This window comes from Longimicrobium sp. (genome assembly GCF_036280135.1).
GTDB lineage: Bacteria > Gemmatimonadota > Gemmatimonadetes > Longimicrobiales > Longimicrobiaceae > Longimicrobium.
Genome location: NZ_DASURI010000246.1, coordinates 1 through 13,892, shown reverse-complemented (window position 1 = coordinate 13,892; position 13,892 = coordinate 1). Strand labels below are relative to the sequence as shown.

Below are 13,892 nucleotides of genomic sequence, written 5' to 3'. Positions count from 1 at the left end.
TGGACGACGTGATGGACGAGCTGCGCGATGCCGTGCGCCGCGAGCTGCGGATGGGGTTCACGCCCGCCGACGAGATCGTGGAGGTGGCCGTGGAGGTGATGGACGGCCAGGAGCGGCTTCGTCCCGCGGCGGAGCACCTGTTCCGGGTGGAGTCCCAGGCGCTGCGGCGCGAGCAGGCGACCTGGCCCGCGGAGACGGACTGCGACCGGCTGGACCGCGCGTTCGAGGCGCTGGAGGAACGCGGAATCGTGGCGCGGCAGAACTTCAGCTGCTGCCAGAGCTGCGGGTCGCGCGAGATCTGGGGCGAGGTGGACGAGGCGGAGGAGATGGGGATGGACGTCCGCGGCCACACGTACTACCACGTGCAGGACACGGAGGGCGCGGTGGAGGGCGGCGGGCTGCACCTGGCGTACGGCGCCATGGAGGAGGGCGGGATCGTGGACGTGGGCCGCGAGATCGTGGAGGTGCTCAACGCGCACGGGCTGGCCACGGACTGGAACGGGTCGCCGGACCTGCGCATCCACGTGCAACTCGACTGGAAGCGCCGGCGCGACGACCTGTAGCGCCGCCGCATCGGCATCCGCATCCATAGGCCGGCTTCCCGCGCGGGGGCCGGCCGTCGACATTCGGCGCCACAAAACGTAAATTCGGGGGCTGATCCATCGACCGTCATCCACCGAAATCCGCGCCCCATGACCGACGCCGCGCCCCCCTCGCCGACCGACATCCCCAACGCCGCCCGCATCTACAACTACACGCTGGGCGGCTCGCACTTTTATCCCGCGGACCAGGCCGCGGCGGAGTACATGTTCTCCCTGGTGCCGTCCACGCCCAAGTGGGTGCGGATGCTGCGCGACTTCCTTCACGAGGCGGGACGGCGGCTGTACGCGGACGGATATCGCCACTTCGTGGACTTTGCGTCGGGGCTGCCGACGGACGAGCACGTGCACGCCGTGCTGGGGCCGGACGCACGCATCGTCTACAGCGACGCGGACCCGTACACGGTGCAGCAGGGGCAGCGGATGGTGGCGGACCGGCCCAACATCCTGTACCTGGGCCACGACATCCGCGACGCGCGGGACCTGCTGGAGTCGCCGCGGGTGACGGAGTTCCTGGGCGGCGAGCGGCGCGTGGCGCTGGGGCTCAACGGCATCACCGTCTTTCTTTCGCCGGACGAGATCCGCACGCTCTTTCACGACCTGTACGAATGGGCCGCGCCGGGCTCGCGGCTGTACATCACCTACGAGACCAAGCAGCCGGGGCGGATGACGCCCAACATGCAGGCGCTCATCGACACGTTCGCGCAGGTGGGGTCGCCGTTCTGGATGTACTCGCTGGAGGAGTCGGTGGAGCTCAGCGCGCCGTGGCGCATCCCGGAGGGCGGGCTGCGGCCCCTGGCGGACTTCCTGGGCCTGCCCGCCGGCTACATCACGGACGCGGACCGCGAGGGCGTGGGCCTGGAGTACTACGCGGCCATCCTCGAAAAGCCCTGAAAAACAAACAAATTTTCTCCCGCAGAGCCGCAGAGGACGCAGAGTACTTCATCGCGCGATGACGTACTCTGCGCCTCTGCGGCTCTGCGTGAGAATGCAGTTTTCCTGAGCGCTGCGCGGGGCAGAACCCCGGGAACGGTTGTCAGGCTTTCGTAAATCTTGGCGCGGGCGGCTGGCGACGGCCGCCCGCGCCTCGTTACAGTTGATCCAGCATCTACTCACGCTGGTTCACCCACACGCAATCCCGCTCATGTCCACGGCCGAAGATCCCATCCGCTCCATCTCTCCCTCCGCCGGCGCGCCGGAGCCGGGCGCCGGCGTGCGCTGGCCCGGCGAGGAGCCGTACTACGTGCCGGCCGGGCAGGAGGTGCAGATCTTTGAGAGCTGCCACGCGCGCGGCCTGCCCGTGATGCTCAAGGGCCCCACGGGGTGCGGCAAGACGCGCTTCGTGGAGCACGTGGCGTGGCGCCTCAAGCGGCCGCTGGTGACCATCGCCTGCCACGACGACCTGAGCTCCAGCGACCTCACGGGGCGCTACCTCATTCGCGGCGGGGAGACGGTGTGGATGGACGGGCCGCTGGCCGTGGCCGCGCGGCTGGGCGCCATCTGCTACCTGGACGAGGTGGTGGAGGCGCGGCAGGACACCGTCGTCGTCATCCACCCGCTCACGGACGACCGGCGACTGCTGCCCGTGGAAAAGACGGGTGAGCTCATCGAGGCCGCGCCGGGCTTTCAGCTCGTGGTCTCGTACAACCCGGGCTACCAGCACGCCCTCAAGGACCTCAAGCCCAGCACGCGGCAGCGGTTCGTGGCGCTGGAGTTCGACTTTCCGCCGGAGGAGCGCGAGGCCGAGATCGTGGCCCACGAAGGCGGCGTGTCGCGCGCGCAGGCGCAGGGGCTGGTCAAGCTGGCCACCCGCGTGCGCCGCCTGCGCGACCAGGGGCTGGCCGAGTCGCCCAGCACGCGCCTGCTGGTGAGCACGGCGCGGCTGATGGCGGGCGGCATTCCCGCGGCGGACGCCTGCCGCGTGGCCCTGGTGAACCCGCTGACGGACGATCCGGACCTGCTCGCCGCCATCGGCGACCTGATCGCGGCCACGCTGTAGCATGGCGACCCTGCTGCGGCGCTGGTTCCGCGAGCGGTTCGGCCGGCCGGCCGCGCCGCCCCCGCCCGTCCTGCGCCTGGATGACGTCCGCCGCCGGCTGGAGGTGCTGCTCGCCGCCCTGTACGGCCGCGAGATCCCCATCGTCCCGGCGGAATCGAAGCCGGCCGGGCGGAACGCGGCCCCCGCGGAGGTGGCGGGGAGCGACGGCCAGCGCATCCACCTTCCCCCGCAGCTGGACGCGGCCGGGGGCACGGAGGCGGCCCTGGCGCGCTACCGGCTGATGGCCATCGGCCAGGCGGAGCGGATGCTGCGCGGCACGGTGGCGGCCGCGCCGGGCGAGGACGACCGCCTGGTGCGCGACCTGTACCTGCTGATGGAGAGCGCCGCGGCCGATGCCGCCATCGCGGAATCCATCCCCCGCATGCGGCCGGCGCTGGAGGCGGAGCGCGCGTCCGCCCTGGCGCGCCGGCCCGCCATCGAGGAGATGAAGGGAACGGAGCGCGAGGTGGAGGGGCTCGTCCGCGCGCTGCTGGCCCGCGACGCGGCGGATCCGCCCGCGGAGCTGGCCCCCGGCGACACCCCCGAGGCGTCGCTGGCCCGCGCGCGGGCGCTGGCGGAGCGGCTGCGCGCGGCGCGGGGCCGGTACCGCGGCGTGCCGGCCGTGGGCGCGTGGGGCACCGTCATCCCCCTGCCGGTGGACCCGTCGCGCCGCTCCCCCGTGCGGCCGCCCATGTACATGAACCCCATGACCCTGCCGGGCAGCCGCCAGGGCCGGGGCTTCAGCTTCACGGCGTCGCGCAGCGCGCCACCGGGCTCGCCGCAGATCGACGACCCGTTCAGCAAGCAGCAGCGGTCCGGCGGAGACGCGCCGCCGTCCGCCCTGCCGCCCACGGGCGCCGGCGGGGGCGACGGGCCCAGCGACGACGGGACGGGGGAGTCCGACAAGGGCGGCGGCAAGTCCCGGGGCAAGGCAAAGGACCGCACGGATGCGCGGTCCATGGAGGCCGCCGCGTACCCCGAGTGGGACACGTACGCCGGCGCGTACCAGCAGCGCGCCGTGTGGGTGCGTCCCCGCGAGGCGTCGGAGGGCGACGAGGCGTGGCCGGCGGCCGTGCTGGAGGCGAACGCGGCCCTCGTGCGGCGGCTGCGCGAGCGCTTCGAGCGGCTGCGGGCCCAGCGCTCGCGCCTGCCCCGCCAGCGCGACGGCGAGGAGCTGGACCTGGAGGCGTGCGTGCGGGCGTTCGCGGACCGCGCCACGGGGCACTCGGTGGATGACCGGCTGTACCTGGAGGTGCGCCCCGCCCGCCGCGGCCTGGCCATCGCCCTGCTGATGGACATCAGCGGCAGCACGAGCGAGATCGTGGGCAACCGGCGCATCATCGACATCGAGAAGATCGCCCTGCTGCTCACCAGCGAGGCCCTGGACGCGCTGGGTGACCTGTACGCCATCCTCACCTTCAGCGGCGCCGGCGCCGACGACGTGCGGATGCGCACGCTCAAGGACTTCGGCGAGCGCAACGGGACGGACGTGCGGCGGCGCATCTCGGCCCTGCAGCCGGAGGGGTACACGCGCATGGGCGCCGCCATCCGCCACGCCACGGCGCTCCTGGCGCGGCAGAACGCCGGGCACCGGCTGCTGCTCATCCTTTCCGACGGCAAGCCCAACGACCAGGACCACTACCAGGACCGCTTCGCCGTGGAAGATTCGCGGCAGGCCATCGCCGAGGCGCGGTCCAGCGGCGTGCACCCGTTCTGCATCACGGTGGACCGCAAGGCGTCGTCGTACCTCACGCGCATCTTCGGCGAGCCCGGGCACATGATCCTGCGCCGCGCCGATCAGCTTCCCCTGGCGCTCGTGAAGGTCGTCCGGCAGATCCTCTCCAACCGCTGACCCGGCGGACGGAACTGCATTCTCACACGGGGCCTTCGGCCAACGGAGTCAACGGCAGCAACGGCCGTTGGCTCCGCTTCCGTCCCTCCCCTCGCGGGACGTGTCCCGCATCCGTCGGGCTGATCCCCGCGATTCTTTCGCCCGGGCACCGTTCTCGCCATCATCCCGCGTGTCCGGTGGGATGGCGAAAGCACGGGTCCGGGAGGAGGAACGGATGGAGCAGCGATACGAGTTCGAGGGCGCGGAGGTCCAGGCCCTGGTGGAAGAAGCGCAGGCCGCCACCGTGCGCCTGATGACGGAGGCGCAGCGGTACGTGGCCGCCGGCGTGGACCTGCACGCGGAAGACGCCGCGCTGGACGAGGACGTGGACGACCAGCCCGACACCGGCGCCCCGCCCGGGCTGTGGCTGATGAACGACCGCGGCATCTACCTGCGCAGCAACGCAAAGAAGCGCCGCGACGACTCCGTGGCCTACGCCCGCGGCTTTCGCGGCACCATGCAGGTGGGTGACGAGCCGTTCTGCGAGTTCATCGATGCGGGGCCGCTGGCCCAGGTGCGCGCCGGCGACACCCTCGTCGTCACGCTGGACGAGCGAAAGGTGCGGCTGTCGCTGCTGCGGGACGGGTGAGCCCTCACCGTCATCGATGCGCGTGATCGAGGCAAGTCCGTGCGGATTCGTCACGCATCGCGTCAGAGCGGGTGATGCCGATCACGGATCAGTGCCGGGAACGCGGCGCCCCCCCCGGCGAATGAATTCGCGGCTCCGACAACGTGATGTCGGCCTGCGCCGACGGCTCCTGCCGCACACCGTGTCCGTGCACCGGGGCGGCGTTCGAGCCATCGAAGGCCGCCCGGGTGCACATGGCGTTGCCCGTGCTGGGGCAGTCCGCGCAGGCGGACTTCGCGAAGTTCCAGCGGCGAATTCATTCGCTCCGGAGCGGGACCGGCTTTTACCGGATCTGCTCCGCGATCGCATCATGCGCTCCGGCCCGAGCGTCGCAATCACGCCGCCATTCCCTTGCTCGGCCGATGCGGCGCGTGCAGGTTGCGGTGTCCGCATCCGCCGCTCCGTCCGCCGTCTCCACGTCGCGCCCCCTGGTCGATCCACCGCATGTCATCCACCGACTCGCTCGACTTCGCGTCCGCGGCCGCGACGGATCCCGCCGCGCGCGCACTGCTGCGCCACACGGTCGCCACGCTCGCCTACCGCGGCGGCAAGGCGCTGGAGGGCGCGCCCGCGGACTTCGCCGGGTTCACCGTGGCGGAGGGCTCGCGCACGCCCGTGCAGATCCTGGCGCACGTGGGCGACCTGCTGGAGTGGGCGCTGTGGATGGCCCGCGGCGAGCACCGCTGGCGCGACGACGAGCCGGGTTCGTGGGAGCGGCAGGTGGCCCGGTTCTTCGACGGACTGGCGGCATTCGACGCGTACCTGGCGAGTGACGCACCGCTGGGCTGGTCGCCCGAGCGCCTGTTCCAGGGCCCCGTCGCCGACGCGCTGACGCACGTGGGGCAGCTGTGCATGCTGCGGCGCCTGGCCGGCGCCCCCGTGCGCGGCGAGAACTACGCGAAGGCCGACATCACGGCGGGACGCGTGGGCCCCGCGCGGGCCGCGTCGCGCGTAGAGTTCGATTGATGGCGGTCCGCACCGGGAGCCGCGGATGAAGCGCATCCTGCGCCGGCTGCTGAACCGCGCGGGGATCGACGTGGTGCGGCACGATCCCGTGCCGCACCACCTAGCCCGCCGCGCGCACCTGCTACGGCGGTTCGCGCCGGACGTGGTGCTGGACGTGGGCGCCAACGCGGGGCTCTACGGCCGCGAGGTGCGGCAGGTGGGGTACGGCGGCCGCCTGGTCTCGTTCGAGCCCATGGCGGCGGCGTACGCGGCCCTCTCGGCCCAGGCGGCGCGCGACCCCGCGTGGACGGCCGTGAACGTGGCCCTGGGCGCCGCGCCCGGTGACGCCGTGCTGAACGTGGCCGCCAACTCGTGGAGCAGCTCGCTGCGTCCCATGCTGGACACGCACCTGCACGCCGCGCCCGATTCCGCGTACATGGGCCGCGAGACCGTGCACGTGGAGACGCTGGACGCCGTCTTTGACCGGTACGCGCGCCCGGGCGACGGCGTGTGGCTCAAGATCGACACGCAGGGCCACGAGCGCGACGTGCTGGCCGGCGCGGCGGATTCGCTGGCGCGGATCGACATGGTGGAGCTGGAGATGTCGCCCGTGGGGCTGTACGAGGGCGAGGCGCTGTTCACGGAGATGTTCGACTGGCTGGTGGCGCGCGGCTTTGCCTGTGTGCACCTGCAGCCCGGCCTGTATGACCCCGCGGACGAGCGGCTGCTCTCCGTGGACGGCTACTTTCGCCGCGTGCGGCCGGCCTGAGCGCCAGGGGAGCGCGCCGGAGGAGACGCGTCCGGACAGGCGAGACGCGGTGTCACGGCGGTCCCCATGGGAGCGATCTGTACCCGGTTCGGGATGCAGAATGCGGTGCACGGCGTTGACGGAATCCCGTAACTGCTGATATCTTGGCGGGATACGTTCCATGGATGCCGGCGTTCTCCTTGAGAGCGATCCGGTGGCGCCACATGCGCACGTTCCCACCTCCCGCGGGTCCTGATCTCCTGATGTCCATCGCCTCGCCAGCCGAAACGCAGCGTGTCCGGTTCATCCAGCATCGCGGGCAGCGCATCCTGTACATCGACTTCTCCGAGCTGCAGCACGCGGAAGACATCCTGGCCGAGATGGACGTGGCGCGGCGCATCATCCGCGCGCAGCCGCAGAGCTCCGTGCGGACGCTGAGCAACGTGCGCGGTGCGAAGTACAGCCCGCCGGTGATGGACGCCATGAAGGAGTTCACGGCCGGCAACAAGCCGTACGTGCGCCACGCGGCCGTGTACGGGATGGAGCGCGTGCACCGCGTGCTGTTTCGCGCGGTGCTGCTCTTCAGCCGGCGCAGCATGGAGATCTTCGACGACCTGGACGCCGCGAAGGACTGGCTGGCGAAGCAGGGGTAGGGCGGGAGCCCTCACCCGCTCGCTGTCGCTCGCACCCTCTCCCGCAAACTGCGCGGGAGAGGGTGTATACGTCTACGGGGTTCGCGCGCGCTGGCGGAGATCCGGATCGGGTGGGGAATACGGCGGGGAGTGGGTGCGAGGACGGTCCCCGGAGAGGGTAAGCCGGCATCGCGACCCTCGGCAGGCGACGTCCGGTTCATCCGGGCCGGCGATCGCGAGAGTCAGGAGCGAATGAGTCCAATTGCGGACCTGATCCGGTAAAGTCCGCCATCACGCCGAGCGAATGAATTCGCCGCTGGAAAGGCACGAAGTCCGCCTGCGCGGACTGCCCCAGCGAGAGCCCGGCGATGCACACCGGAGCACGGTCCACGCAGTTGAAGCCTCACGCGGTCTGTGAGGCTTTCCGCTTTGGTTGCGGCGGCTTCAGCCGCTCAGGCTCGAAGCCCGCGATGCTGCTCGGCCCCGCCCGCGTGGGCGGTTGAAGCCCCGTTCGCAGAGCGCGTCAGCGCGAGACGGGGCTTATGGCTGTCCCAGCGGCGGGTTTACCCGCTCAGGCTGGAGGGTCGCGGCGGTGCAGGGTGCCCGCTCCAACCCGTGTGCGGCAATGGTGGGTGCCCGCCTCCTTCCCGGATCTTCACCCCGTGACCACGCCGTGCTTGCGTGGGCACGGGACGCGCGGCAGGTTGCCGGGACCACGTTTCCCCGCATCCCCGCGCCCCATGACGGAACTGTTCGGATTCGCGCTGCTGGCGTTCAGCTCCATCCTGGTGATGGTGGACCCGGTGGCGGCCGTGCCCATCTACGTGGCCAACACGGCCAGCTACAGCCCCGCCCACCGCGCGGCCGTCCTGCGCCGCGCCCTGCTCACGGCCTTCGTCGTCCTCACGGGGTTCGGGCTGCTGGGCACCTTCATCTTTCGCGTGTTCGGCATCACCACCGAGGCGTTCCGCATCACCGGCGGCATCATCCTCTTCGGCATCGGGTGGGAGATGCTGCAGGCCCGCCGCTCGCGCACCCGCACCACGCAGGAAGAAGAAGAAGAGGGCGAGACCAAGGACGACGTGGGCATCATCCCCCTGGGCATCCCCCTGCTGGCCGGGCCCGGCGCCATCACCACCGTCATCACCCTGCTGGCCCAGGCGGACAACACGCTGGAGCGCATCGCCGTCTACGCCGTGATCGTCGTCGTGCTGCTGATCTCGTGGGCCGTGCTGGGCGTGGCGCCCCTCGTGGTGCGCCGGCTGGGCACGACGGGCATCAACGTCATCGAGCGCATCATGGGGCTCATCGTGATGGTGATCGGCGTGCAGTTCGTCGTGGACGGCATCGAGCAGGTCGTCATCCAGCTCGCCGAGGCCGCGCGAGGGTAGGCGTTTGCGGATGGGCCGGCGCCGTCGTACTCTACGTGCACTTGCTCCGGTCTTCCGCCCTTCTCCGTCCCGTCGATGAAGCACGACTACCTTTCGCCCCTGGACCGGCTCGTCGCGCTGGGCGAGCCGGCGTTCGGACACACCGAGTGGATGGACTATCCGACGCGCTTCGGCCTGACGCCGGAGCACGTGCCCGAGCTCATCCGCATGCTGCTGGACCCGCGCTGGGCCCAGGCGCACGAGACATCGCCGGCCGTGTACAGCGCCATCCACGCGTGGCGCGCGCTGGCGCAGCTGCGGGCGCAGGCGGCCGTCCCGGCCCTGCTGTGGGTCCTGCGTGAAGCCGCCGAGGACGACGACTGGGTGACGGAGGACCTGTCGACCGTCTTCCAGCACATCGGGGCTCCGTCGTACGCACCGCTCGTGGCGCTGTTCATGGATCGCAGCCAGCCCGAGCGCGTCCGCGGCCGTGCCGCGTCGGCCCTGGCCGATGTCGCCGCCGCCGCGCCGGAGCTGCGTCCCGACGCCGTGCGGGTGCTCACGCGCGCGCTGGACGCGTACACGCCGGAGTCGCCGAGCATGCACGGCTACATCGTGACGGCGCTGCTCGACCTTCGCGCCGTGGAGTCGCTCCCGTTCCTGCGCCGGGCCTATGAGGAGGACCGGGTGGACGAGGGATACGTTCAGTGGCGTGACGTCGAAGCGGAGCTCGGGCTCGTCGAGGGTCCGGCCGTCAGCGTGCAGGAACCACTGCTTTCGCGCCACGAACGGCGCGAGCGGGAGCGGGCGCTGCAGAAGCTGGCGAAGAAGCTGCGAAAGCGGGACCGGCGGTAGGGCAGGAACGGATCCAAATCAACCGGGGGAGGATGTGAAGCGTGAGCATGCGTGAGCCGTGGCAGCCGGGGGAGACGCCCGAGGAGCAGGCCGCCCGCCGCGAGGCGTACGCGCGGCTGTCGGCGGCGGCGCGCCGCGTGGGGCTGCCGCTGGAGCGCCTGGGCGGCCTGCTTCGCCAGGTGGCCCACAACGAGGCAGAGACGCGCCGCTTTCTCTCCGACGAGGTGTACGGAGTGCCCGACGACGCGCTGGATGACCTGCTGCGCGTCCGGCTGGAGGACCTGGCCCGGGGAGGGGACGCGCCACCGGCGGGATGAAGGCCCCGGAACGCACGTAAGTTGGCTCGCTTGTTGCCCTTTCGCCCTTCATCTACTCTGGACGAAAGAGGCTGGATGGAGGACCGACGCAGTCACGACCTGACCTACGTGGCCCACGGGCGCCGCGGCATGGGAGGCGTGGTGGATCGCAACGTCCGCGCGCTGCTGGCCCGCCGCGCCGCCGAGGACCGGGCCAAGTCCCGCTCCGAGCGCATCGCCGACGGCGTCACGCGGTTCGCGGGCAGCATGACGTTCGTGTACATCCACCTGGTGATGTACGGCGCGTGGATCGCGCTGAACCTGGGCGTCGTGCCGGGCATCCGGCCGTGGGACCCCACGTTCGTCATCCTGGCCATGGAGGCGTCGGTGGAGGCCATCTTCCTCTCCACTTTCGTGCTCATCAGCCAGAACCGCATGGCGGCCCTGGCCGACAAGCGGGCGGACCTGGACCTGCAGGTGAGCCTGCTCTCGGAGCACGAGATCACGCGGCTGCTCTCGCTGGTGCAGCAGATGGCCGAGCAGATGGGGATCGAGGAGGCGCGCGACCCCGAGCTGGAGGAGCTGGCGCGCGACGTTCACCCCGAGCGGGTGCTGGAAAAGATCGAGCACAACGCCCAGGCGTTCGCCGAGAACGGGGGCCGGCCGCCCTTTCGCGACCGTCGCTCGTACGAGGACGAAGCGCCCGGGGCCTGAAAAACATCAGGAGCCTGAAACGACGAACGCCTCCCGGCCGCGTGTGCGGCCCGGAGGCGTTTCGGTGGACACGGGGCCCGAGTGTGTCGTCACGGCGGGAAGGGAGTTTGAAGCCAGATCGTAGCGATCGTGGGTGGCATCCCCGCCGCTTTCGCGATGTCCTCTCGGACTTCACGGCCACGTCAGGATCAGCCCCCGGCTTCAATGGAGTCGGCTCAAACGTGCATCTCCCCGCCGTTCCGACGCACCAAGTATAGCGGATCCGGGCGTTCCGGTCAAGTCCTGGGTGGTTTTGTAACTGGTTGGGACAGCGGGATTTGGGCGTGTCCCTCCGCTGCGCTCCGGGCCGGGCTGCGCGCGCCGTAGGCAACGATACAACTGTTGCCAACGGCGCCGGGTCACCTCCGCGGCGGGACAACGGTACGGCTGTTGTCCCACCGCTCCGGTGTCCCGGCCCTCCGGGCGCGCATCCCTCACGCAACGGCGCGGGCGCCGGGATCGTGCCGGATGGGGATGCTTTCTCTCGCCCGCTGAGGGCCCCCACCCCCCGGCCCCCTGCCCCCGCTTCGCGGGGGAGGGGGAGAACCGCGCTGTCGCGCGGTGCCGAATCCCGTGCTGGTCGCCTATTCGAAGTCTACACCCTCTCCCGCGCAGTTTGCGGGAGAGGGTGCGAGCGACAGCGAGCGGGTGAGGGCCGCACGTCCACGACAAAGGCGCGGCCGGCGCGCTGCTTGACCATCCGCACGGCCCCCGAGACGCCGTGCCGCGCGCACAGCCGGTCGAACCGCGCGCCGATGCGGCTCTCCGACGCCGCGCCCCACCGCAGCAGCCGCGCGCGGTACACGGCCAGGTCCGCCGGCCGCGCCCGCCGGAACGCGAACAGCTCCGGCCGGCACAGCAGGTCCAAGTCCGACGCCGGGGCGGGCGCGTCCGGCGCCGAAAGGGTGGGGCAGCCCGTCTCGTCATCCATCCAGGCGCGCCACGCCGTGTCTTCCACCGCCAGCTCCTCCCAGTCCTCCGCGTGCCCCACCAGGCACCGCGCGCCGTCGGCTCCGCGCACGGTGGCCACGCACCAGTCCTGCGCCTGGATCAGCCGGTCCCGCGCCTCCGTCGGCAGCGCGTCGATGTAGCGTCCCATCAGTCCCATCGCACCCTCCCCTTCGGTCCCTCGCATTGTAAGAGGGCGCTTCGCTTTGCGAGGACCGTTCCACCGCGATGGCGGATTTGGTGTTGGACGATGGCCTGTGCGACGAAATCCAACATTCCATCCGATTCCCGCCGTCTGTAGATTCGCTGGATGCTCCTCGTCCTCCGTCCCGCAGCGCTCACCCGACCCATGCAGATGCGTTCCCTCCGCACCGCCGTCCTCGCCAGCGCCACGGCCGTCCTGTGCACCGGCGCCGGGGCCTCGCTCTCCGCCCAGTCCGCGCCGGGGGACGACGCGGCGCGGGTGACGGCGCTGGCGGATGAGTACGTGGCGGCGTACCGGGCCGCGTACCCCGAAGAGGCGGAGCTGTCGGGCCTCGCGCGGGAGCGCCACGATGGTTTCACGGACAACGCGCCGGCGGCGCTGGCCGCGTGGCGCGCGCGCGAGGACGCGTGGGCGGCCGCGCTGGCCGGCATGGACGGGGCGGGGCTGCGGGGCCGGCCGGAGTGGGTGACGTACGGCATGCTGCGCGAGCGCGTGGAGGCGTCGCGGGCCCTGCGCGTCTGCCGGCAGGAGCTGTGGCCCGTGAACCAGATGAGCGGCTGGCAGGCCAACGTGGCCACGCTGGCGCAGGTGCAGCCCGTGGGCACGCCCGCGCTCCGCGCGCAGGCGCTGGACCGCTTCGGGCGGCTGCCGGCGTACGTGGACAACGAGATCGCGTGGCTGCGCGAGGGCGTGCGCCAGGGCTACACGGTGCCGCGGCGCAACGTGGAGCTCGTCGTCCAGCAGCTGGATGCCATCCTCTCCGGCCCGCCGGAGCAGTCGCCCTTTCACGATCCCGCCGCGCGCGACAGCACGCCGGAATTCCGCGCGGCGTGGGCGGCCCTGGAACGCGACGCCCTGCTCCCCGCCACGCGCCGCTACCGAGACTACTTGGCCAACGAGTACCTGCCCGCCGCCCGCGAGACCATCGGCATCGGCGCGCTGCCGGACGGGCGGGCGTGCTACCAGGCCATGTTCCGAAGCTACACCACGCTGGACCGCGCCCCGGAGGAGACGTTTCGCCTGGGCGAGGCGCGGGTGGCGCGCAACCAGGCGGAGGTGGCGGAGATTGGCCGGCGGGCGTGGGGGACGGCGGCGCTGGACAGCATCCGCGCCCGCGTGCGGGGCGACCGCTTCGCCAATCGCGAGGAGATGATGGCGTTCTCGCGCGAAGCCCTGGAGCGGGCGCGGGGGCAGGTGCCGCGCTGGTTCCGCACGGTGCCGCGCGCGCCCGTCGTCATCGAGCCGCACCCGGCCTTTTTGGAGGCCACGGCGTCGGACCAGTACTTTCCCGCGGCGGAGGACGGCAGCCGGCCGGCGCAGTACCGCATCAACCTGGGCCCGGCGACGGAAAAGACGCGGGCCAGCGCGGAGATCACGGCGTTCCACGAGACGTATCCCGGCCACCACCTGCAGATCGCGACCGCGCAGGAGCAGCCCGGCGCGCACGTGGTGTCGCGGCTGGCGGCCAGCGGCAGCTACCTGGAGGGCTGGGCGCGCTACGCCGAGGCGCTGTCGGAGGAGATGGGGCTGTACACCACGGACGGTGCGCGGGTGGACCGACGGCTGTGGCCCGCGCGGGGGATGGTGGTGGATCCCGGGCTGCACCTGTTCGGGTGGACGCGCGCGCAGGCGGTGGAGTACATCGCGTCGTCGGGGCGGTTTGACCGGGGGCAGGCGGAGGCGCTGGTGGACCGCGTGATTGCCTGGCCGGCCCAGCTCACGGCGTACGACACGGGCGGACTGGAGATCTTTGCCCTGCGCGAGCAGGCGGAGCGCGCCCTGGGCGACCGCTTCGACATCCGCGAGTTCCACGACGTGCTGCTGCGCAACGGTGCCGTGACGCTGCCCATGCTGCGCGAGAGCGTCGAGGCATGGATCGCCGGGCGCCGCTGAGGAAAAGACAAAAAAATCTCACGCAGAGCCGCAGAGGCGCAGAGTACTTCGTCGCGCGATGAAGTACTCTGCGTCCTCTGCGGCTCTGCGT

Annotated in this window: 14 protein-coding genes; 13 read left to right on the top strand and 1 reads right to left on the bottom strand. The window is 71.6% G+C overall.

Annotation, left to right across the window (positions count from 1 at the left end; genetic code table 11):
- The 12 genes from VFZ20_RS07635 to VFZ20_RS07580 all read left to right on the top strand — a co-directional run.
- A partial coding sequence (locus tag VFZ20_RS07635; RefSeq protein ID WP_329683255.1) for a DUF6891 domain-containing protein occupies positions 1 to 563 on the top strand: 563 nt, incomplete at its 5' end.
- A gap of 129 nt (positions 564 to 692) precedes the next feature.
- Positions 693 to 1,493, top strand: a complete 801-nt coding sequence (locus tag VFZ20_RS07630; protein ID WP_329683254.1) for an SAM-dependent methyltransferase — start codon at positions 693 to 695, stop codon at positions 1,491 to 1,493.
- Between the two features lie 250 nt (positions 1,494 to 1,743).
- The gene (locus tag VFZ20_RS07625) at positions 1,744 to 2,598 is read left to right on the top strand and encodes a CbbQ/NirQ/NorQ/GpvN family protein (protein WP_329683253.1); all 855 of its coding nucleotides are present in this window, start codon (positions 1,744 to 1,746) and stop codon (positions 2,596 to 2,598) included.
- Position 2,599: 1 nt separating this feature from the next.
- Positions 2,600 to 4,489 carry a nitric oxide reductase activation protein NorD gene (locus VFZ20_RS07620; RefSeq protein WP_329683252.1) on the top strand — a complete coding sequence of 630 codons (1,890 nt, stop codon included), beginning with the start codon at positions 2,600 to 2,602 and terminating at the stop codon, positions 4,487 to 4,489.
- Positions 4,490 to 4,703: 214 nt separating this feature from the next.
- Positions 4,704 to 5,117: a hypothetical protein gene (locus VFZ20_RS07615; protein WP_329683251.1), complete on the top strand. Its 414-nt coding sequence runs from the start codon at positions 4,704 to 4,706 to the stop codon at positions 5,115 to 5,117.
- A gap of 483 nt (positions 5,118 to 5,600) precedes the next feature.
- Positions 5,601 to 6,122, top strand: coding sequence for a hypothetical protein (locus VFZ20_RS07610; RefSeq protein ID WP_329683250.1), 522 nt, complete (start codon positions 5,601 to 5,603; stop codon positions 6,120 to 6,122).
- Between the two features lie 25 nt (positions 6,123 to 6,147).
- Positions 6,148 to 6,870 carry an FkbM family methyltransferase gene (locus VFZ20_RS07605; protein WP_329683249.1) on the top strand — a complete coding sequence of 241 codons (723 nt, stop codon included), beginning with the start codon at positions 6,148 to 6,150 and terminating at the stop codon, positions 6,868 to 6,870.
- Between the two features lie 242 nt (positions 6,871 to 7,112).
- Positions 7,113 to 7,502 carry a hypothetical protein gene (locus VFZ20_RS07600; RefSeq protein ID WP_329683248.1) on the top strand — a complete coding sequence of 130 codons (390 nt, stop codon included), beginning with the start codon at positions 7,113 to 7,115 and terminating at the stop codon, positions 7,500 to 7,502.
- A 719-nt stretch (positions 7,503 to 8,221) separates the two neighbouring features.
- Positions 8,222 to 8,872 carry a MarC family protein gene (locus tag VFZ20_RS07595; RefSeq protein WP_329683247.1) on the top strand — a complete coding sequence of 217 codons (651 nt, stop codon included), beginning with the start codon at positions 8,222 to 8,224 and terminating at the stop codon, positions 8,870 to 8,872.
- A 75-nt stretch (positions 8,873 to 8,947) separates the two neighbouring features.
- Positions 8,948 to 9,706, top strand: coding sequence for a DUF1186 domain-containing protein (locus VFZ20_RS07590; RefSeq protein ID WP_329683246.1), 759 nt, complete (start codon positions 8,948 to 8,950; stop codon positions 9,704 to 9,706).
- 41 nt (positions 9,707 to 9,747) lie between these two features.
- On the top strand, positions 9,748 to 10,023 hold the full coding sequence (locus VFZ20_RS07585; RefSeq protein WP_329683245.1) for a hypothetical protein: 276 nt from the start codon (positions 9,748 to 9,750) through the stop codon (positions 10,021 to 10,023).
- A gap of 75 nt (positions 10,024 to 10,098) precedes the next feature.
- Positions 10,099 to 10,716: a DUF1003 domain-containing protein gene (locus VFZ20_RS07580; RefSeq protein WP_329683244.1), complete on the top strand. Its 618-nt coding sequence runs from the start codon at positions 10,099 to 10,101 to the stop codon at positions 10,714 to 10,716.
- A gap of 634 nt (positions 10,717 to 11,350) precedes the next feature.
- Here the strand turns inward: VFZ20_RS07580 and VFZ20_RS07575 are convergent.
- The gene (locus tag VFZ20_RS07575) at positions 11,351 to 11,863 is read right to left on the bottom strand and encodes a hypothetical protein (protein ID WP_329683243.1); all 513 of its coding nucleotides are present in this window, start codon (positions 11,861 to 11,863) and stop codon (positions 11,351 to 11,353) included.
- A 195-nt stretch (positions 11,864 to 12,058) separates the two neighbouring features.
- Between VFZ20_RS07575 and VFZ20_RS07570 the strand changes: the two genes are divergently transcribed.
- The gene (locus VFZ20_RS07570) at positions 12,059 to 13,801 is read left to right on the top strand and encodes a DUF885 domain-containing protein (protein ID WP_329683242.1); all 1,743 of its coding nucleotides are present in this window, start codon (positions 12,059 to 12,061) and stop codon (positions 13,799 to 13,801) included.
- The last annotated feature ends 91 nt before the right edge of the window (positions 13,802 to 13,892 follow it).